The organism is Marivita sp. (assembly GCF_017643905.1).
Lineage (GTDB): Bacteria > Pseudomonadota > Alphaproteobacteria > Rhodobacterales > Rhodobacteraceae > Marivita.
This window is the reverse complement of record NZ_JAEPMO010000004.1, coordinates 23,806-43,291: the sequence shown is the minus strand read 5'-3', so window position 1 is coordinate 43,291 and position 19,486 is coordinate 23,806. Positions and strand designations below refer to the sequence as shown.

General features: G+C 60.0%; 21 protein-coding genes. 15 read left to right on the top strand and 6 right to left on the bottom strand.

Annotation, left to right across the window (positions count from 1 at the left end; all coding sequences use genetic code 11):
* Positions 1 to 114: 114 nt before the first annotated feature.
* Complete coding sequence (locus JJ869_RS01230) at positions 115 to 1,011, bottom strand: LysR family transcriptional regulator (RefSeq protein WP_292264153.1); 897 nt, start codon at positions 1,009 to 1,011, stop codon at positions 115 to 117.
* A 97-nt stretch (positions 1,012 to 1,108) separates the two neighbouring features.
* On the opposite strand from JJ869_RS01230, the gene JJ869_RS01225 reads away from it, so the two are divergent.
* Both JJ869_RS01225 and JJ869_RS01220 read left to right on the top strand, forming a co-directional pair.
* Positions 1,109 to 1,573: a cytochrome c gene (locus JJ869_RS01225; RefSeq protein ID WP_292264152.1), complete on the top strand. Its 465-nt coding sequence runs from the start codon at positions 1,109 to 1,111 to the stop codon at positions 1,571 to 1,573.
* A gap of 9 nt (positions 1,574 to 1,582) precedes the next feature.
* Positions 1,583 to 2,464, top strand: coding sequence for a cytochrome c (locus JJ869_RS01220; protein WP_292264151.1), 882 nt, complete (start codon positions 1,583 to 1,585; stop codon positions 2,462 to 2,464).
* A 23-nt stretch (positions 2,465 to 2,487) separates the two neighbouring features.
* Here the strand turns inward: JJ869_RS01220 and lipA are convergent, their stop codons facing one another.
* Both lipA and JJ869_RS01210 read right to left on the bottom strand, forming a co-directional pair.
* Positions 2,488 to 3,438: a lipoyl synthase gene (gene lipA, locus JJ869_RS01215; RefSeq protein ID WP_292264150.1), complete on the bottom strand. Its 951-nt coding sequence runs from the start codon at positions 3,436 to 3,438 to the stop codon at positions 2,488 to 2,490.
* Positions 3,439 to 3,628: 190 nt separating this feature from the next.
* The gene (locus JJ869_RS01210; protein ID WP_292264149.1) at positions 3,629 to 4,669 is read right to left on the bottom strand and encodes a DUF6456 domain-containing protein; all 1,041 of its coding nucleotides are present in this window, start codon (positions 4,667 to 4,669) and stop codon (positions 3,629 to 3,631) included.
* 242 nt (positions 4,670 to 4,911) lie between these two features.
* On the opposite strand from JJ869_RS01210, the gene JJ869_RS01205 reads away from it, so the two are divergent.
* On the top strand, positions 4,912 to 5,223 hold the full coding sequence (locus JJ869_RS01205; RefSeq protein WP_292264148.1) for a DUF6477 family protein: 312 nt from the start codon (positions 4,912 to 4,914) through the stop codon (positions 5,221 to 5,223).
* Here JJ869_RS01205 and JJ869_RS01200 read toward each other — a convergent pair.
* The gene (locus JJ869_RS01200) at positions 5,216 to 6,760 is read right to left on the bottom strand and encodes a trimethylamine methyltransferase family protein (RefSeq protein ID WP_292264147.1); all 1,545 of its coding nucleotides are present in this window, start codon (positions 6,758 to 6,760) and stop codon (positions 5,216 to 5,218) included. The genes JJ869_RS01205 and JJ869_RS01200 overlap by 8 nt on opposite strands.
* A gap of 202 nt (positions 6,761 to 6,962) precedes the next feature.
* Here JJ869_RS01200 and guaA point away from each other — a divergent pair, with 202 nt between their 5' ends.
* The 11 genes from guaA to gluQRS all read left to right on the top strand — a co-directional run bounded on the left by guaA (position 6,963) and on the right by gluQRS (position 18,213).
* The gene (guaA, locus tag JJ869_RS01195) at positions 6,963 to 8,534 is read left to right on the top strand and encodes a glutamine-hydrolyzing GMP synthase (protein ID WP_292264146.1); all 1,572 of its coding nucleotides are present in this window, start codon (positions 6,963 to 6,965) and stop codon (positions 8,532 to 8,534) included.
* On the top strand, positions 8,525 to 9,148 hold the full coding sequence (locus JJ869_RS01190) for an SH3 domain-containing protein (protein WP_292264145.1): 624 nt from the start codon (positions 8,525 to 8,527) through the stop codon (positions 9,146 to 9,148). The genes guaA and JJ869_RS01190 overlap by 10 nt, the downstream gene beginning before the upstream one ends.
* A 44-nt stretch (positions 9,149 to 9,192) precedes the next feature.
* Positions 9,193 to 10,050, top strand: a complete 858-nt coding sequence (locus JJ869_RS01185) for a DMT family transporter (protein WP_292264164.1) — start codon at positions 9,193 to 9,195, stop codon at positions 10,048 to 10,050.
* 131 nt (positions 10,051 to 10,181) lie between these two features.
* Complete coding sequence (locus tag JJ869_RS01180) at positions 10,182 to 11,495, top strand: outer membrane protein transport protein (protein WP_292264144.1); 1,314 nt, start codon at positions 10,182 to 10,184, stop codon at positions 11,493 to 11,495.
* Positions 11,496 to 11,651: 156 nt separating this feature from the next.
* Entirely contained in the window at positions 11,652 to 12,518 is an 867-nt protein-coding gene (locus JJ869_RS01175; RefSeq protein WP_292264143.1) for an ATPase, read from the top strand.
* Positions 12,519 to 12,521: 3 nt separating this feature from the next.
* Positions 12,522 to 13,466, top strand: a complete 945-nt coding sequence (gene metA, locus JJ869_RS01170; RefSeq protein WP_292264142.1) for a homoserine O-succinyltransferase — start codon at positions 12,522 to 12,524, stop codon at positions 13,464 to 13,466.
* A 9-nt stretch (positions 13,467 to 13,475) separates the two neighbouring features.
* Positions 13,476 to 14,429 (top strand): alpha/beta hydrolase, encoded by a 954-nt coding sequence (locus tag JJ869_RS01165; RefSeq protein ID WP_292264141.1) that lies wholly within the window; start codon positions 13,476 to 13,478, stop codon positions 14,427 to 14,429.
* Positions 14,430 to 14,481: 52 nt separating this feature from the next.
* Positions 14,482 to 15,351, top strand: coding sequence for a polyphosphate kinase 2 (gene ppk2, locus JJ869_RS01160; RefSeq protein WP_292264140.1), 870 nt, complete (start codon positions 14,482 to 14,484; stop codon positions 15,349 to 15,351).
* Positions 15,344 to 15,961 carry a TetR/AcrR family transcriptional regulator gene (locus JJ869_RS01155; RefSeq protein WP_292264139.1) on the top strand — a complete coding sequence of 206 codons (618 nt, stop codon included), beginning with the start codon at positions 15,344 to 15,346 and terminating at the stop codon, positions 15,959 to 15,961. Before ppk2 ends, JJ869_RS01155 begins: the two co-directional genes overlap by 8 nt.
* A 36-nt stretch (positions 15,962 to 15,997) precedes the next feature.
* Positions 15,998 to 17,359 (top strand): methylenetetrahydrofolate--tRNA-(uracil(54)-C(5))-methyltransferase (FADH(2)-oxidizing) TrmFO, encoded by a 1,362-nt coding sequence (gene trmFO / locus JJ869_RS01150; protein WP_292264138.1) that lies wholly within the window; start codon positions 15,998 to 16,000, stop codon positions 17,357 to 17,359.
* Positions 17,359 to 18,213 (top strand): tRNA glutamyl-Q(34) synthetase GluQRS, encoded by an 855-nt coding sequence (gene gluQRS / locus JJ869_RS01145; RefSeq protein WP_292264137.1) that lies wholly within the window; start codon positions 17,359 to 17,361, stop codon positions 18,211 to 18,213. The genes trmFO and gluQRS overlap by 1 nt, the downstream gene beginning before the upstream one ends.
* A gap of 51 nt (positions 18,214 to 18,264) precedes the next feature.
* Here gluQRS and hisI read toward each other — a convergent pair whose 3' ends face one another.
* Positions 18,265 to 18,627 carry a phosphoribosyl-AMP cyclohydrolase gene (hisI, locus tag JJ869_RS01140; protein WP_292264136.1) on the bottom strand — a complete coding sequence of 121 codons (363 nt, stop codon included), beginning with the start codon at positions 18,625 to 18,627 and terminating at the stop codon, positions 18,265 to 18,267.
* Positions 18,628 to 18,695: 68 nt separating this feature from the next.
* On the opposite strand from hisI, the gene JJ869_RS01135 reads away from it, so the two are divergent.
* Entirely contained in the window at positions 18,696 to 19,148 is a 453-nt protein-coding gene (locus JJ869_RS01135) for an iron-sulfur cluster assembly scaffold protein (protein ID WP_292264135.1), read from the top strand.
* A 184-nt stretch (positions 19,149 to 19,332) separates the two neighbouring features.
* Here the strand turns inward: JJ869_RS01135 and JJ869_RS01130 are convergent, their stop codons facing one another.
* Positions 19,333 to 19,467 (bottom strand): hypothetical protein, encoded by a 135-nt coding sequence (locus JJ869_RS01130; RefSeq protein WP_292264134.1) that lies wholly within the window; start codon positions 19,465 to 19,467, stop codon positions 19,333 to 19,335.
* Positions 19,468 to 19,486 lie beyond the last annotated feature (19 nt).

The following is a 19,486-nucleotide window of genomic DNA, read 5'->3' as shown; positions in this document are numbered from 1 at the left end:
CTTGTGTGCGCGGTGATTGCCGTTTGTCTTGTGCTGTTTGCCATAAAAAACATGGGTCGGCTGGCCAGACTGGATGTCGCTAGAGGCCGAACGCGTGCCGAACCGGGTTCTGCGCTAGCGCCCACCCGAGGCCTTTGGGACACAGAGAGCTTCGCCCGCAATCGCCGGGATGTGAGGCTGGAGCAGTTTCTCCATCGCGTCCATCAACCTTTGAAGGCGTTCGCTGCCCGCCAGATCGCGGTGGCATGCGACCCAGACCGGAACATGGAAATCCGGAGCCACGTTCTCTACACGGACAAGGTCAGGCGCGGCGTCACCAAGCAGACAAGGCAGGATTGTCTGCGCATTGCTTTTAGCGGTCATCTGCGCCAGCAGGCAAAAACTGTCGGCATTTCCGACAATCTCGGACGGATTTATTTCGCGGGTCAGCCATTGCGCCGGGCCGGATCGCTCCAAGGCTCCGGACATGCCCAGCCATCCCTGCGCCTCGCGCCGGTTGGCCTTGGCATAGACGCTGAAGCGCATCTCGGTCAGTTTGCGGCCGATCAGATCGTCAGGCAACACCATCGCCGGCCGCAAGGCTACATCCGCATGCAGCCGCGCCATGTCGAGATGCGCATTCGAGCACAGGTAGCCAAGGCGATCCGGCAGCATCCGGCGGGCCAGCGCCGGATAGATCCACGCCAGTACGGTCTGACAGAACGTGTCCGTCGAGGTGATGCGCAGCATCTTGCCGACCTGACTGGTATTGCCGTGCATCAGGGCTTCGGCCTTGCTGACATGCTGGGCCGCAAGACGCGCCGCCTCGATCACCGGGGCGCGGTTCGGGCGCAACCGATAACCACTGCGGTCCCGTTCGAACACCGGCCCTCCACAGGTCTCTTCGAAAGAAGCGATGCGGCGCAGAACGGTGGCGTGATTTACGCCAAGGACTTTGGCCGCTGCGTTCACTGACCCTGTGTCAGCGACAGCCAGAACGTACCTCAGATCATCCCAGTTCAGCTTGTGCATGTATGCCGACCCCTTTTGCAATTTCTAACAATTAATTTGTGACTTGGGCGAGGCATACTACGTCTAAGATCATTCAAATTTCAGGGAGTATGAATTGATGAAGAAACACCTCACTTTTGCTGTTGCATTCGCTGCATTGGCATGCGGAACCGCCGCTTATGCACAAAGCGACTTTTCAGCTCAGCTGAAAGCACGCCAAGGACAGTTCCGGATCATGGCGATCAACCTTGGCATCATTGGCGACATGGCGCAGGGCAAGAGCGAGTACAACGCAGAAGCCGCACAGGCCGCTGCCGACACGCTTGTCGCCGTGTCGATGATCCAGCAAGCGCCAATGTGGCCGGCCGGGTCGGACAACATGGCCATCGAAGGCACCCGCGCGCAGCCGAACATCTGGGAGCAGAACGATGACTTCCTCGCCAAATGGGGCGATTTCGGAACCGCCGCGAAAGCCATTCAGGCCGCCGCAGCGGGTGGTGTTGAAGGGCTTGGTCCTGTGATGGGGCAAGTCGGGGGCGCTTGCAAAGCCTGTCACGACACGTACCGCGCTCCGGCGAACTGATCTGTGGCGATGCGGCGTGGTTTGGGTCTAGGAGCTTTGGGGCTCGCTGCCCTTGCGGCAGCAGCGTTTTTTGTAACGGGTGCCACGCCCATCGACGACAGCCCTTTGGCCGGACGCGCCAGCGATCCGGCCAAAGGTGAAACCATTTTCATCGCCTCCGGCTGCGCGTCCTGCCACGCGGCGCCCGATGCGAAAGACGACGCCAAGCTGATCCTAGCTGGCGGACAGAGATTCGAGTCCGATTTCGGCACGTTCATCGCACCCAACATTTCACCCCATCCAGACGCCGGGATCGGAAGCTGGACGCTGGGTGAATTTGCCAGTGCCGTGAAAAAGGGCGTTTCACCCGAGGGGCAGCATTATTACCCGGCTTTCCCGTACGGATCGTATCTGCACATGGACGATCAGGATGTGGTCGATCTTTGGGCCTATTGGCAAACGCTTCCGGCTGATGCAACGCCAAGCCAACCGCATGAAGTGGGCTTTCCGTTCAACATCCGCCGGTCGGTTGGCGTGTGGAAACTGCTTTATCTGGATGACACGTGGGTGGTGCAGACAGCGGACACGCCGGAACTGGAGCGTGGGCGCTACCTGGTCGAGGCGTTGGCCCATTGCGGCGAATGCCACACCCCGCGCGATGCTCTGGGCGGCATGAACCGGGCAAATTGGCTGGGTGGTGCGCCGAACCCGACCGGGCGTGGGACGATCCCATCGCTGCGGCCCGCTGATCTGACGTGGGAGCCGACCGAAATCGCCTATTATCTGGAAACCGGGTTTACGCCCGATTTCGACAGCGCAGGTGGTCACATGGTGGCGGTGATCGAGAATTTCGCCAAACTGCCCGCCAGCGACCGCCAGGCAGTTGCGGCTTATCTGAAAGCCCTGCCCTGACCTAAGTCAGCGACCAAGATCGATCAGACCTTGGCCAGCTTTGCTTCGCGATTGGCGCGCAGGCGCGCGAAATCATCCCCGGCGTGATACGACGACCTTGTGAGCGGGGTTGCCGACACCATCAAGAAGCCTTTGCCGTAAGCGGCTTTTTCATAGCCTGCGAATTCCTCAGGGGTGACAAACCGGTCTACCGCATGGTGCTTCGGTGTCGGTTGCAGGTATTGGCCAATGGTCAGGAAATCGATGTCCGCCGCGCGCATGTCATCCATCACCTGCATCACGGACTGACGGTTTTCGCCAAGACCCACCATGATGCCCGACTTGGTAAAGATCGACGGGTCGATCTCTTTCACCCGCTGCAAGAGACGCAGGCTGTGGAAGTACCGCGCACCGGGGCGCACTTCGGGATAAAGGCCCGGCACGGTTTCAAGGTTGTGGTTGAACACGTCAGGACGCGCCGCCACGACGGTTTCCAGCGCCTCAGGTCCACATTTCAGGAAATCCGGCGTCAGAATCTCAATCGTCGTATTGGGCGACCGGTGACGGATGGCGCGGATGGTCTGGGCAAAATGCTCGGCCCCGCCATCGTCAAGATCGTCGCGATCCACCGAGGTGATGACGACGTGGTTCAGGCCGAGCTTTTGCACCGCATCCGCCACACGGCCCGGCTCGAACGCATCCAGCGTATCGGGGCGCCCTGTTGCGATGTTGCAGAATGTGCAGCCGCGGGTGCAAATCTCGCCCATGATCATCATGGTGGCGTGCCCCTGCGACCAGCATTCGCCCGCATTGGGACAGCCCGCCTCTTCGCAGACCGTGACCAGTTTGTGCTCGCGCATGATGCGACGGGTTTCGTTATACCCTTCGCCACCGGGCGCTTTTACACGAATCCAGCTGGGTTTCTTTGGCTGCGCATTGTCCGGACGATGGGCTTTTTCCGGGTGGCGCTGTTCTGGTATCTTGAGGTCGCGCAACGGTTTTTCCCCGCTAAATCAGGTTTCGCATCCTCTAACATAAAAAGAAGCAGGAGGTAGTACCAGTGTTGCATAGCTGCGTTGCAGCTTCAAATTCCCAAAAGTAACGAGTACCTCCTGCACCTTTTACTACGGCCCAACCCGAAGCTGCTTTTAGCCTTCCATGTCGCTTTCGGGATGCAGACAAGGCTTAGCCAATCAGGATCCGCTGACTGGCACGGGTGCCGGAATAGAACAGGCTCAATCGTTGCAACGCGATGCGCAGCACCACTTTGCCAGATCGGGCTGACCATCCCAGCCGTTTTTCCGTGGCTTCCAGCCCCTCGCGCAGACAGCAACAGCGCAGGACCACCTCGCTTAATCCAGGGCCCAGATCCTTGACAGCATCGAGCGTGCGGCAAACCGCTTCCGAACGACGCCGGTCTGTCATCTGGTGCGCCTTGTCGTATAGCGGTTGCAGCGCTTCTGGCCGATCCCATCCCAGCAGGTCTGATTTCGCAAAGCCCGCGATGGCAAAGTCCTCATGCAGTTGGTCACCAGCCGCAACGAATTCCGAGGTGAGAAACGGTTTTCCGTCTGCCCCCCTGCGCCGGGCAAGCACGGAGAGAGGGCTTTCAGACCCGGGGCCGCCGGGTTGGGACCGATCCCGAGACCGGCGGTCCGGTTCGGCAACCGGCAGCAAGTCCACTTGGTCGCCTGTTGCCCGCGCGGCACGGGCATCGCGGGCTGCAACAAGACGTGGCAGATAACTGCGCCCCTCATCCGTGATCCGGTATCGCTTGAGCGCCGATCCCCCGTCCTGCGCGACCCAACTGCGCAGCACAAGTGCGGCCGCCACATCCAGATCGACGGTCCCAAGAACGACCGTATCGCCTTCGCCCACGGTCTTCACGATAGCGGCGTGCTGGACGCCGTGGCGGTAGAGCATCATCGCACGGGCATGGCACAGAAGGCGCATCGCCTCGGTAACAGCATCCAATCCCGCAGGCGTCGTCTGGCCCGCAAGGGTCTCCGCCCCTTCCCGAGCCAGCGCACGGTCGACCAAGGGATCGTCCCGCAGCAATTCGAGTTTTCGCACCTGCCTCAGGATGGTGGACGGGTGGCACCCTGCTTCGCGGGCGATGTCTCGCAGAGGCCGCCCATCGACGGTATGCGCCAGATAACGGCGCGCTTCCTCGGGAAACAGTGCGGTGAGCCCCATTGCTTGTTTGACGGTTTGCAAGTCAGTCATCGAATTCCCCCATTCAGACATGCGTTTGGAATAATCCACAGATTTATCCACAAACAAAATCAATCTAAGCGTGCATTTGTTTTTGATTTGTTAACTTTTGCGCCTGCTAAAGCTTTTGTTTCCAAATGGTAAACAAATCGAAGGAGTGGCGTACGCCGTTCTTTTGATCGCGCAACACATCCTAAAGTTGTGAAATGGTTCCAGCGAAACCGCTCTCTAACTGCCAGTTAAAGGAACCGACCATGCTAGACCTGTTGTCCCAAATTTCGGCGCTACGCCGCCCTCGCTTGTTGATCCGCGCCGCGCGGATCGGTGCACAGACCTACCGCCGTGACGCGCGGCTGCCCCGGCTATTGGGATATGGGGTGACGATGCGCCTAGGTCCGACGCTTCTTAAGCTGATGGCGTTGGAAGCCGAAATGAACGAGAAACGCGAAAGCGGCGATGCCGGGTACAGCATCGCCACTCATGTCGATCTCCTGACCGCGATCATGGGGGAATCCCAGCTTCTGCGTGCTCAGACGCAGACTGCCGATCCCATGCAGATCACATAAAGGCGTCCGGCATCGACGCTTTCTTCTTGGCCACGTATTCAACCAGCGCGTCGTGGATGCCCGCATCAAGCGGCGGCTGCTGATAGGTGTCGAGTTGACGCTTCACCCGTTCGGTGGCCAAGGCCATCGTGTCGCGCGCGCCTTCCTCGGACCATGTCTCATAGGGTTTGAAGTCGAAAATCTCGGACCGCCAGAACGCGGACTTGAAATTTGCCTGCGTGTGGGCGCAGCCCAGATAGTGCCCGCCCGGCCCCACTTCGGCAATCGCACCCATGGCCTGCGAGTCTTCGTCGATGGCGACACCCTGCGCCATCTTGTGCAGAGCACCAAGCTGGTCGGCATCCATCACGAATTTCTCGAAGGACGACACCAGCCCGCCTTCCAGCCATCCGCAGGCGTGCAGCATGAAGTTGACGCCTGACAGCAGGCCCATGTTGAGGCTGTTCGCGGTCTCGTATGCGGCCTGCGCGTCGGGCAGTTTCGACCCGGTAAAGCTGCCAGCCGAGCGGTACGGCAGACCCAGACGGCGGGCCAATTGCCCGGCGCCATAGGTGATCTGGCTGGCCTCCGGTGTGCCGAAGGTCGGCGCGCCCGAGTTCATGTCGATCGAGGTTACAAACGCGCCGAAGATCACCGGCGCACCGGGGCGCACGAGCTGACTGTAGGCGATACCCGCGAGAACTTCGGCCAGAACCTGCGTCAGTGTTCCCATCACCGACACCGGTGCCATGGCACCGCCGACGATGAAGGGGCTGATGATACAGGCCTGATTGTTCTTGGCGTAAACCTCAAGCGCGCCCATCATCACGTCGTCGAAGGTCATCGGTGAGTTGATGTTGATGAGCGAGGTCATCACCGTATTTTCCTGCACGAAGTCCTTACCGAACAAAATCTCGCACATTTCGACGCTGTCCTGTGCGCGGCTGGGTTCGGTTACCGACCCCATGAACGGTTTGTCCGATAGGGTCATATGTGCCAACAGCATATCGAGGTGACGCTTGTTCACCGGAATGTCTGTAGGCTCGCAGACCGTGCCGCCCGAATGGTGCAGCCATTTGGACATGTAGCCCAGCTTCACGAATTTCTCGAAATCGGCCATCGTCGCATAGCGGCGGCCGCCTTGGGCGTCATGCACGAAGGGTGGCCCATAGACCGGGGCCAGAACCAGATTACGCCCGCCGATTTCGACGTTGCGGTTCGGATTGCGCGCATGTTGCGTGATGGTCGAGGGCGCTGTGCTGCACAGCTTGCGCGCAAGGCCACGCGGGATGCGCACACGTTCACCGGTGATTTCCGCACCCGCGTTGCGCCACAACTCCAGAGCACCGGGGTTATTGACGAAGTTCACACCGATCTCGGCCAGCACGGTTTCCGCGTTGGTTTCGATGATCTCAAGCGCTTCTTCTGTCAGGATCTCGAAATTCGGGATGTTGCGCTGGATGTACTTGGCCGTTTCGACAGAAACCGCCGTGCGCTCGGCGCGCCGTGCCGCACCGCCGCCACCGCGTGACCGTCTGCGTGTTTCTGCCTCTGCCATGATTCAACTCCGTGCGGGTTCCGTTGGGTCCGGCATTCCGCCGGTGGACACTCCATAATATGAGACCGAATGGCGTCAGGGACCGATTACGTCCTGTCCGTTGCGAAAGCGACATTCGCAGGGGTGCCGCCGGGGCAAAGCCATGCGCAAAGCCGTGCATCGGCAATATTGCCATTTTCCATGGGTCTGCCTATCAGGAGCCATGAACACACCAGAACACGACCGCCTTCTCATCATCGACTTCGGCAGCCAGGTCACGCAGCTGATTGCGCGTCGCCTGCGCGAGCTGAATGTCTATTGCGAAATTCATCCGTACCAGAACGTGACGGATGATTTCCTGACTGAATTTGCCCCAAAAGCGATCATCTTTTCCGGTGGTCCGGACAGTGTGATGCGCGAAGGCTCGCCCCGTCCACCCCGCAAAGCCTACGAGATGGGCGTGCCGATCCTTGGCATCTGTTATGGTCAGCAGGTGATGATGCAGGATCTGGGCGGCAAGGTCGAAGCGGGCGAACACGCGACCGCAGAGTTTGGCCGCGCCTATGTCACTCCGTCCGAGACCCGCAGCGACCTGCTGAGTGGATGGTTCATGGATGGCACGGGCCGGGAACAGGTATGGATGAGCCACGGCGACCATGTGTCTGAAATCGCTCCGGGTTTCGACGTTCTGGGCACCTCGCCCGGCGCACCGTTTGCGATCACCGCCGACACCGAGCGCCGGTTCTACGCGGTGCAGTTCCATCCCGAGGTGCATCACACTCCGAACGGCAAGACGCTCTATCAGAATTTCGTGCAAATGGCGGGCTTTACCGGCGACTGGACGATGGGAGCCTACCGCGAAGAGGCGATCCGCAAAATCAAGGAACAGGTGGGCGACAAACGCGTGATCTGCGGCCTGTCCGGCGGCGTCGACAGTTCAGTCGCGGCGGCGCTGCTGCATGACGCGATTGGCGACCAGCTCACTTGTGTGTTCGTCGACCACGGCCTGTTGCGTCTGAACGAGGGCGAAGAGGTTGTTGCGATGTTCCGCGATCACATGAACCTGCAAGTGATCCACGCACAGGAACAGGAGCTGTTTTTGGGTGAGCTTGATGGCGTAAGTGACCCGGAAACCAAGAGAAAGATCATTGGCCGCCTCTTTATCGACGTGTTCCAGAAATATGCGAACGAGATCGAAGGCGCAGAATTCCTCGCCCAAGGGACGCTCTACCCGGACGTGATCGAATCCGTGTCCTTCAGCGGCGGCCCTTCCGTGACGATCAAGAGCCACCACAATGTGGGTGGCCTGCCGGAAAAGATGGGACTCAAGCTGGTTGAGCCGCTTCGCGAGCTGTTCAAGGACGAGGTGCGCGAATTGGGCCGTGAACTGGGCCTGCCCGACAGCTTTATCGGTCGTCATCCCTTCCCCGGCCCCGGCCTCGCTATCCGCTGCCCCGGCGAGATCACCCGCGAAAAGCTGGAGATCCTGCGTAAAGCAGATGCGGTCTATATCGACCAGATTCGCAAGCATGGCCTGTATGACGAGATCTGGCAGGCCTTCGTCGCCATTCTGCCTGTGCGCACCGTAGGTGTGATGGGTGACGGGCGGACCTATGATTACGCCTGCGCCCTGCGCGCCGTGACCTCGGTCGATGGCATGACGGCGGATTACTATCCGTTCAGCCACGATTTCCTTGGCGAGACCGCCACGCGGATCATCAACGAGGTCAAGGGCATCAATCGCGTGACCTATGACATCACCTCGAAACCACCGGGAACAATCGAGTGGGAGTGATCCGCGCCAGTCTGATCGCTCTGGCGCTGTGTCTGCCTGCGATGGGGATGGCAGAGCCATCCTATCACCGCGTGATCGGCGTTGCGATTGATGATGTGCTCAACGTACGGTCTGAGCCGTCTGCCAGTAGCGCGGATATCGGCGATCTGGCCTATAATGCGCGCCGCATCGAAGCGTTTGAATTCGACCCGACCGGCAATTGGGCCCGCATCGCGCTCAATGAACGCGACGGCTGGGTCTCTACCCGGTTCCTGACCCGCGACGAGTTTCCTACTTTGGGCGAAACAACCCTGCCCCAAGGTTTGATCTGTGGTGGCACCGAACCCTTCTGGGCGCTTGGTCTTTACGGCACGGACTCGCGGTATTCCCACCCGGTGGACGGCGACACCGATTTCGCGTTTGATAACATCGTCACCGCCGAAGGCCGCCTTGGCAGCCCGGCGCTTGTGACGCTGGCCACGGAGGACAGCCAAGTGATCGAAGCCACGATCTCGGGCGGAACCTGTTTTGACGGGATGAGCGACCGCTCTTACGGGTGGACCATCACCATGCAGCTGATCGCACCGGGAAAACGGCGCTTTCTGTCGGGCTGCTGCCACCTGCCGCGTGACTAGATGATCTTATCGGCACCTATCGCAACAGAGCGGCAAGAATGACGCTGTCTCCCACCATCCGCGCCTGTCTCTGGATGATCGGCGCTATTGTGTCGTTTACATCCATGGCCGTTGCGGGTCGGGCGGTCAGTCTCGATCTCGATACGTTCGAGATCATGATGTACCGAAGCCTGATCGGCATGGTGATCGTCATCGCGATCGCCAGCGCCGCAGGCACCCTTCGCGAGGTGCGCGCACAAAAGCTGGGCCTGCATTTCATCCGCAATGTCAGCCACTTCGCCGGTCAGAACCTGTGGTTCTATTCAATCACCGTGATTCCTCTGGCGCAGGTCTTTGCACTGGAATTCACCTCGCCACTCTGGGTGATGCTGCTGGCCCCATTTGTCTTGGGTGAACGCCTCACAAAATCGCAGGCCATCGCGGCCGTGATCGGGTTCATCGGCATCCTGGTTGTCACACGTCCCAGCCCTGACACGTTCCACATCGGTCTGGTGACCGCTGCACTGGCGGCCATCGGCTTTGCGGGATCAGCGGTGTTCACCCGCAAACTGACCCGGACCGAGACCATAACCTGCATTCTGTTCTACCTGACCATGATGCAGGCGGTGCTTGGCCTCGGCTTTGCCGGGTTCGACGGCGACATCGCCCTGCCGACCGCCGCCAACCTGCCTTGGGTTGTTGTGATCGCTTTGGCTGGACTGGTCGCGCATTTCTGTCTGACCACGGCGCTGTCGCTGGCCCCGGCCACCATCGTGATGCCCATTGACTTCACCCGCCTGCCCGTGATCGCCGTGGTCGGAGTGCTGCTTTATGCCGAACCTCTAGACCCATTTGTCCTGATCGGAGCCATGCTCATTTTCGGTGCGAACTACTACAACATCTGGTCCTCAACCCGCGCGTAACTGGAATGTGACGCTGCGGCACAACCCATTCGCTGACGTATGGTCAAAATTGACCAAACTTTCAGCGAATGGGTACGGAATTTGCAGAGGAGAAAAAATTCTCAAGGGATGAGGGTCCAATGAAAACAGTCATGACAAGTGTCATCGCTCTTGCCGTAGCCGCCGGTGCGGCACACGCAGGCGGCATCGAGCGCTCAAACAACGATTACGGGTTTCTGTTCACACGCAACGATCAGGTTCAGTTGAGCTTTTCGCATGTGATGCCGGAACTTTCCGGTACGTACACTGCTGATCTGACCGCGCTTGGCGGTGGTGAAAGCAGCACCGGCAACATGCAGAACGACTACAGCAACTACAGCTTTGCCTATAAGAACGACCTGAACGAGAAGTTCACCTTGGGCATGTATGTCAACAATCCTTACGGCGCCGGGTCTGAGTACACTCAGGGTGTCTATGCCGGTCTGACCGCGGATTGGGACAGCGACCAGGTCGCACTGGTGGGGAAATACCGTGTCACTGATCGCGTGTCGGTCTTTGCCGGTGCGCGCTACGTCGACAGCAATGCCGAGATCACCATTCCTGACCTGCTTGTCCGCAGCGCAGTTGGAAGAAATGCTCAAGGCCTCGGCGCACAGGCGCAGGCCCTAGGTGCAGAGGCACAGGCGCTTGGTGCGCAGGCTCAAGCCGCAGGCGCTGCTGGTGATCTGGCAACCGCTCAGGCACTCGGCGCACAGGCGCAGTCCTTGGGTGCACAGGCTCAGGCATTGGGCGCACAGGCTCAGGGTCTGGGCGCTGCCGCGCAGGACTTCGGCACGTCGATGGAATACAATGCCTCCGGCAGCCGCGTCGGTGACTGGGGCGCGATCCTTGGTGTGGCCTATGAAATCCCGGATATCGCGCTGCGAGTCGCCCTGTCATGGCAGAGCGAGATCACTCACAATTTCCGCACGTCGGAAACCATTGATGGTCTTGGCATCAATACGACAAGTGGTGAAACCAAGGTGACAATGCCGCAGTCCGTTGCGCTGGACTTTCAGTCCGGTATCGCGCCTGGCACCCTGCTGTTCGGTCAGGTCAAATGGGTCGAATGGTCGAAATGGGAAGTCCGCACGCCGGAATACGAAAACGTGACCGGCGGCAACGTAACCGGCTTTGAAAGTGACAGTGTCACATGGAAACTCGGCGTCGGGCGCGCCTTCACCGAAGACCTGTCTGGCTTTGTACAGGTCACCTATGAAGCACAGAATGGCGACACCGCGTCCCGCCTGTCCCCGCGCGACGGATTCACGAGCTTTGGTGTCGGCGGTCAATACAAGATGGACAACATGACCCTGCGCGGAGGAATCGAATACGTGTGGCTCGGCGACGCGGAAGATGCGTCGGGCGTCAAATTCGAAGACAACACCGCCTTGGGTGTTGGTCTGTCTCTGACAGTCGACTTCTAAAGAGCAGCACCGGATTTAAACGGTAACGCCGTAAACAGTAGCCCTGCCGGACCGGCGTCCGGCGGGGTTTTTCTTGTCCCGACCCACAACCGTTTGACGCCCTCCCGTCGCACCGTTAATCCCAAGCGACGGGATGTGTGACATGGACGAGCGCAGATGATTTATACCTCCGCACAGGATTGGCTGAACGCGCCGAACAAGCGCGTCGTGCTGTTTGCCATGTCCGGCTTGGGCAAGACCCACATCTCGAACCTGCTGCGCGATGGTGGCGACTGGTTCCATTACTCGATCGATTACCGCATCGGCACCCGGTACATGGGCGAATACATCGCCGACAACGCCAAGCGCGAGGCGATGAAAGTGCCGTTTCTCCGCGATCTGCTGATGTCGGACTCGATCTATATCGGATCGAATATCAGCTTTCATAACCTAGCTCCTGTGTCCGCCTACCTGGGAAAGCCCGGCGATCCGGCGCGCGGCGGGATGCCCATCGACGAATACCGCAAACGGCAGGATCAGTTCCGCCGCGCCGAGATGGCAGCGCTTCTGGACACTGGTTATTTCATCGACCGCGCCATCGACCTTTATGGCTACCCGCATTTCGTCTGCGACACCGGCGGCTCGATCTGTGAATGGGTCGATCCCGAGGACCCCAATGATCCGATCATGGCCGAGCTGTCCAAACACGCGCTTCTTGTCTGGATCAAGGGCGACGCGGCGCATACTCAGGAATTGATCCGCCGCTTCGACAAGGCGCCAAAGCCGATGGCCTATCAGCCCGAATTTCTGAGCCGCGTTTGGGATCAATATCTGAATGAAAACAAAATTGAACCAGACGATGTTGATCCGAATGCATTCATCCGCTGGACCTATGCCCAGGCTCTTGCACACAGGCAACCGCGCTACCAGATGATGGCAGACCGCTGGGGGCTCACGATTGATGCCCATGACCTGATGGCCGACGCATCGCCCGCGAATTTCGACGCGTTGATCGCCCGCGCACTTGACCAGAAAAGACCGTAAGACATGCCGATAAAACTGCCCAACAACCTGCCCGCCTACGACGTGCTCAAGCGCGAAGGCGTGATGGTGATTCCCGACGAACTGGCCAGCCAACAGGACATCCGCCCGCTGCGGATCGCACTCTTGAACCTGATGCCGAAGAAAATTCAAACGGAAAACCAGTTTGCACGTCTGATTGGTGCCACGCCTTTGCAGATCGAATTCAACCTGATCCGCAGGGCCGAACATCAGACAAAGAACACAGCCGCCGAGCATATGGAAAGTTTCTACCGCCCCTTTGCCGAGGTGGCGGACAGCGGCGAAAAGTTCGACGGGTTGATCATCACCGGCGCACCGATTGAACATTTGCCCTTTGAAGAAGTGACTTACTGGGATGAGTTGATCCAGGTAATGGACTGGACCCAGACCAATGTGCATTCCACGTTCGGCGTCTGCTGGGGTGGCATGGCGATGATCAATCACTTCCATGGCGTGCCAAAGATCGACCTGCCACAAAAAGCATTCGGCTGCATCCGGCACCGCAACCTCGTCCCGGCATCGCCCTATCTGCGGGGATTTTCGGATGACATGGTGATCCCCGTCAGCCGCTGGACCGAGATTCTGCGCGACGATGTAATCGACGCGGGTCTGCCGATCCTGATCGACAGCATGGAGACCGGTCCCTGCCTTGTCGAGGACCCGTCGCACCGGGCGCTCTATGTGTTCAATCATTTCGAGTATGACAGCAACACGCTCAAGGATGAATACGACCGCGATGTGGCCGCTGGCACTCCGATCAATGTGCCTGCCAATTACTACCCCGACAACGACCCTGCCAAACCGCCGCAGAACCGTTGGCGCAGCCATGCGCATCTTCTCTATGGCAATTGGGTGTCGGAGATCTACCTGACGACTCCGTTCGACATCGAGCAGATCGGCGCATCCAGCACGGATCTGCGCAACAGGTAGGAGGCCGGTTTGGCGTTAAAAGGAATGGGCGTGCTGCTTGGATGTGCCGCCGCTTTGGTGCTGACGACGGCCTGCACGGCCACCTATCGCGAAACCAAGGCAGAAGAGCAATTTCCTCCGCTCGGCCGGTTCCTCGACGTCAATGGCACGCAGGTGCATTACGTGACCAAGGGCAGCGGCCCCGATATCGTGCTGATCCACGGTGCCAGCGGCAACCTGCGCGATTTCACCTTTTCGCTGGTGGACAAGCTGGCCGACCGCTACCGCGTAACCGCGTTTGACAGACCGGGACTGGGCTATACCGAACGGGTCAATCCCGAGGGCACAACGCTTATCGAACAAGCGACCCTTCTAGCCGACGCGTCGGATCAACTTGGTCTGCAAAAACCGATGGTTCTGGGCCAAAGCTATGGTGGTGCCGTGGCCCTGGCCTGGGCGGTGGAGCGGCCGGACAGCCTGTCTGCCTTGATCCTGCTCGCTGCCGCGTCCAACCCGTGGACCAGCGATCTGAGCCTTTTCTATAAGGTCACCTCCAGCGATCTTGGCAGCGTAACGGTGGTGCCGGCCCTGACGGCCTTTGTGCCCAACGCGCTCGTGGACAGCGCCATCGAATCCGTCTTCGCGCCGCAGAAAGAGCCCGAAGGATACGCAGACTATATCGGCGCGCCGCTGACCCTACGCCGCGACACCATGCGCGCCAACGCCATGCAACGCGCCAACCTGCTGGACGAGATCACCGCCCTGCACACCCGTTACGGCACGATCACTGTTCCGACCGAGATTCTGCATGGGGATGCAGACACCACAGTTGGCCTGTCGATCCACTCGATCCCTCTGTCGCAGCAAATCAAAGGCGCGACGCTGACTGTGCTGGAGGGCATCGGTCACATGCCGCACCATGCCGCCGAACCAGAGGTCATCGACGCGATTGATCGTGCAGCGCAACGTGCGGGTTTGCGTTAATCGCATTGACATCCCATATTCAAAGAAGAGCAGACGATAGAAAGGGGCCCGCATGGACCTTCCCTTTGATGGTGCGATCAGCACCTTTTTCAACGAAACCGCGCCGGACGACATCCGCAATGCCATCAAACGGGCTGACAAGGATGACATCATCAATCCGGATTACCCCTATTCCGAACGCATGCCGGGCAAGGCCTACGAAAAGGATCTGGCCGCGCTGCAGATCGAACTCGTGAAGATGACGACTTGGGCCAAGGAATCCGGCACCCGAATCGCCATCGTGTTCGAAGGACGGGACGCGGCAGGAAAAGGAGGCACAATCAAACGCTTCCGCGAAAATCTTAATCCTCGCGGCGCGCACGTCGTCGCGCTGTCGAAACCCTCCGAGACCGAAGCGACTCAATGGTACTTCCAGCGCTATGTCGATCATCTTCCCGCCGCAGGCGAGGTCTCGTTCTTTGACCGTAGCTGGTACAACCGGGCCGTGGTCGAACATGTCTTTGGCTTTTGCTCGCCCGAACAACGGATGCATTTCTTCCGGCAAGTGCCTGATTTCGAAAAGATGTTGGTCGATGATGGCATCAAGCTTTTCAAGATCTGGCTGAATGTCGGACGAGCCGAGCAACTGCGCCGCTTTCTCGAACGGGAAAGCGACCCGCTCAAGCAATGGAAACTGAGCTGGATTGACGTCGAAGGTCTCAAGAAATGGGAGGCCTACAGCGACGCCATCAAGGAAACCCTGACCAAGACTCATACCGATCACGCGCCTTGGACCGTTGTTCGGTCCGATGACAAACGTCGCGCCCGGCTCGAAGCCATCCGCAACGTCCTGACGCAGCTTGATTATTCCCGCAAGGACATCAAAGCGTTGGGTCAGGTCGATCCGAAAGTCTGCGGCGGACCGGACATCTGGGATGGCTAAACGCGGCTACCATCACGGCAATTTGCGGCAAGCCCTCGTTGATACAGCGCTCGAGCTGATCACCGAAAAGGGTCCGACCGGGTTTACCCTGTCGGAAGCCGCAAAACAGGCGGGGGTGACCCCGGCTGCCGTGTACCGCCATTTTGAAGGACGCGACGATCTGATCGCGGAGGCAGCGCTTCAGGGATACGAGATCTTCTCGGACGTGATGCAATATGCCTATGACAACGGCCAGCCCTCGGCGCTTGCCGCGTTCGAGGCGACGGGCCGCGCCTATCTCGCCTTTGCGCGCAAATATCCCGGCCACTATATTGCGATGTTCGAAAGCGGCATCTCGGTCAACCGCACACCCGACCTTGCCGCAGCCTCGGGCCGCGCGCGGGCTGTGCTGGAACGCGCAGCGGAAGACCTGTCGCAACACATTCCGCCCGAGAAACGCCCCCCCGCCACGATGTTCTCGGCCCATATCTGGGCGCTCAGCCATGGCGTTGTCGAACTCTTTGCCCGCAACTCACCCGGGACAAAGTCACCTTTCCCACCCGAAGAATTGCTTGAAACCGGGATCGGCGTCTATCTGCGCGGATTGGGCCTTATCGCGCCCGATCAGTGACGTGACAAACCCGCGCTGACAGACTACATCCGCCCCATGACACAAGAACTTCACATCGTCGGCGGCGGCATGGCCGGGTCCGAGGCCGCATGGCAGGCCGCAAATCGTGGCGTGCCCATCGTGATCCACGAAATGCGCCCCAAGGTCGAAACCTTCGCCCACAAGACCGGCGATCTTGGTGAGATGGTGTGCTCCAACTCCTTCCGCTCGGACGATCATGAACAGAACGCCGTGGGTCTTCTGCATTGGGAAATGCGCGAAGCGGGTGGCCTGATCATCAGCACCGCGCATGAGCACCGTCTGCCTGCGGGCGGGGCGCTGGCGGTTGACCGGGACGCCTTCAGCGCCGCCATTACCCGCCGCCTGCAGGCCCATCCAAATGTGCGCGTGAGCCACGAGGAAATCACGGAACTTCCCGGCGAGGGGCATTGGATTTTCGCCACCGGCCCGCTCACCAGTGCCACGCTAGGTCAGGCCATTCAGACCGAGACAGGCACCGACCGACTGGCCTTTTTCGACGCCATCGCGCCCATCGTCTATTTCGACAGCATCGATATGAGCAAAGCGTGGCTCCAGTCGCGCTACGACAAGGGCGAGACCGAGGAAGAACAGCGCGCCTATATCAACTGCCCGATGGACAAGGCCCGGTACGAAGCCTTCATCGACGCGCTGTTGGCCGCCGACAAGACCGAATTCCACGAGGGCGAAACAGCAGGGTATTTCGACGGCTGCCTGCCCATCGAAGTGATGGCCGAACGCGGTCGCGAAACCCTGCGCCATGGGCCAATGAAGCCAGTGGGCCTGACCAATCCGCACCAGCCCAATATTAAACCCTGGGCTGTGGTCCAGCTGCGCCGGGACAACGCTCTGGGCACACTCTACAACATCGTCGGCTTCCAGACCAAGATGAAGTATGGCGCGCAAACTGATGTTTTCAGGATGATTCCCGGACTTGAGAATGCAAGCTTCGCACGTCTGGGCGGCATCCACCGAAACACTTTCCTCAACTCTCCGACGTTGCTTGACGACCAGATGCGTCTGCGGTCAAAACCCAACATCCGCTTCGCGGGTCAGGTCACCGGCGTGGAAGGCTACGTCGAATCCGCTGCAATGGGGCTTCTGGCCGGGCGCATGGCCGCCGCCGAAATCACTGGGCAATCGATGCCGACCGTCCCACAGGACAGCGCCCATGGCGCCCTGATCCACCACATCACCGGCGGGGCCGAGGCCAAGACGTTCCAACCGATGAACGTCAATTTTGGTCTCTTCCGGCCGGTCGAAGGCCTCAAAGGTGGGCGGCGCGGACGCTCTGACCGGTACAAGGCCTATACCGACCGCGCAAAGGCCGCTTGGAGCGACTGGCTCGCGGCACAGGACCCTGCCAAAGCAGCAGAATAGTGGCCTTCACGACGCGCTTCGCCCCAAGTCCAACAGGCCAGCTCCATCTGGGCCACGCCTATTCGGCGCTGTTGGCCCATGACATGGCACGGGCGGCGCAGGGCCGGTTCCTGCTGCGGATCGAAGACACCGATACTGCGCGGTGTACCCCCGCGTTCGAGGCGCAAATCTATGATGATCTGGCTTGGCTTGGCCTGACATGGGAAACACCGGTCCTGCGCCAATCCGAAAACACGGCCGCTTATGACGCAGCGCTGGACAGGTTGGACGAGATGGGCCTGCTCTATCCCTGTCGCTGTACACGGGCTGACATCCGTCGCGCTGCCTCTGCGCCACAAGAAGGCGCACCGATGCACGGGCCGGGCGGGGTGATCTATCCTGGCACCTGCCGCAACCGTCGATGGGAAGACCGCACCGACACCGACGCGATGCGCCTGAACATGGCGCGCGCAACGGACCGCCTGTCCGACTTACCCCAATACTCCGAAACCGGCACTCACCCCGCACTACGGTTAACGCGCGCGCACCTGACCGACGTCGTCGGCGACATCGTCCTCGCCCGCCGCGACACCAAAACCGCTGCCTATCACCTGAGTGTCGTGGTCGATGACGCGGCCCAAGGCATCACCCACGTGATCCGCGGCGAAGACCTCGCAACCGCCACACCGATCCACGTGCTGCTGCAAGCGCTGCTTGGCCTGCCGACGCCGATCTACCATCACCACCGCCTGATCCGAGATGAGCATGGCAAACGCCTCGCCAAACGCGACGACGCCCGCGCCATCGCGCTCTACCGCTCTGAAGGGGCAACGCCGGATGACATCCGCGAGATGGTGGGCCTTCCCCCGGCCTGATCTTCATCTTACCAGATAAACTTCGGGGGTGTGGGGGCAGCGCCCCCGCTCCTACGCCTCGATCGGCGCCATGATCTCCGCTTCCGCACCATCCTGGACTTCGGTGTAGAAACACGACCGCCGGTTGGTGTGACAGGCGGGCCCGGTCTGGTTCACCGTCACCAACAGGCAATCCCGGTCGCAATCCACGCGCAGCGCCACCAGCTCCTGCAGATGGCCCGAGCTTTCGCCCTTGACCCAGAACGCCTGCCGCGAGCGCGACCAATAGGTGACGCGCCCGGTTGCCAGCGTCTTGGCCACCGCATCGGCATTCATCCACGCCATCATCAGCACCTCGCCCGACGCCGCATCCTGTGCAATCGCCGGGATCAGGCCCGCATCGTTATAGACCAAAGTCGCAGGATCAAAGCGCATCGGTAAAAACCTTTTTGCATCCGCCGCATGGTCCCCTATTTATGGAGGGAACGGCGAAAGGGAAAGCCATGTCCGGCGATACGGATCTGATCAAGCTTTATTCTGGCAAAATCCTCGAACTGGCGGCGGATATTCCGCATCACGCCCGGCTCGACGGGCCAGATGCATCGGTCAAGAAGCGCTCCCCGCTTTGCGGGTCGACGGTGACCGTGGACGTGACGCTGGAAAACGGCAAGGTCGCGGCCTACGGTCAAGACGTCAAGGCCTGTGCCCTGGGGCAAGCGGCCGCTTCGGTCGTGGGTGCTGCGATCATCGGCACAACGCCCGAGCAGATCACCCGCGCCCGCGACGAGTTGCGCGTCATGCTCAAGGAAGATGGCCCCACGCCCTCTGCCCCTTTCGACGGGCTCGAGGTGCTGCGCCCGGCGGTGGCGTTCAAGAACCGTCACGCGTCGATCCTTCTGACGCTGGAAGCCGCCGCCGATGCGGTGACGCAGCTGGCGGAAACCCAGTCCGCCTGAACCCATAATTTTACCAACCGATAAAAAAACCGCCGCACTTCAAAAGAAGGCGGCGGTCAGTGACGTGTTCGTTGGGGGCCATCATCGCTCTGAAGGCAGGCAACCTTCTGGGACAGGTGCATCTTTTGGGACAGGATGCGGATGAGCGATCAGGCAAAACACGCAGGCAGAAAAAGGTAACAGGTCAGACAAGAACCGGCAGATGCAACGCCGCAACCAGCATCACAACCAAAGACATCGCCCCAAGCGCATCCTGAAGAAGCGGTGCAGTGCTGTGGCCTTTGACAACGTGAAGCGAGGTTTTGATCCGGTGCATCATGGTTAAGTCCTCCTTGTTG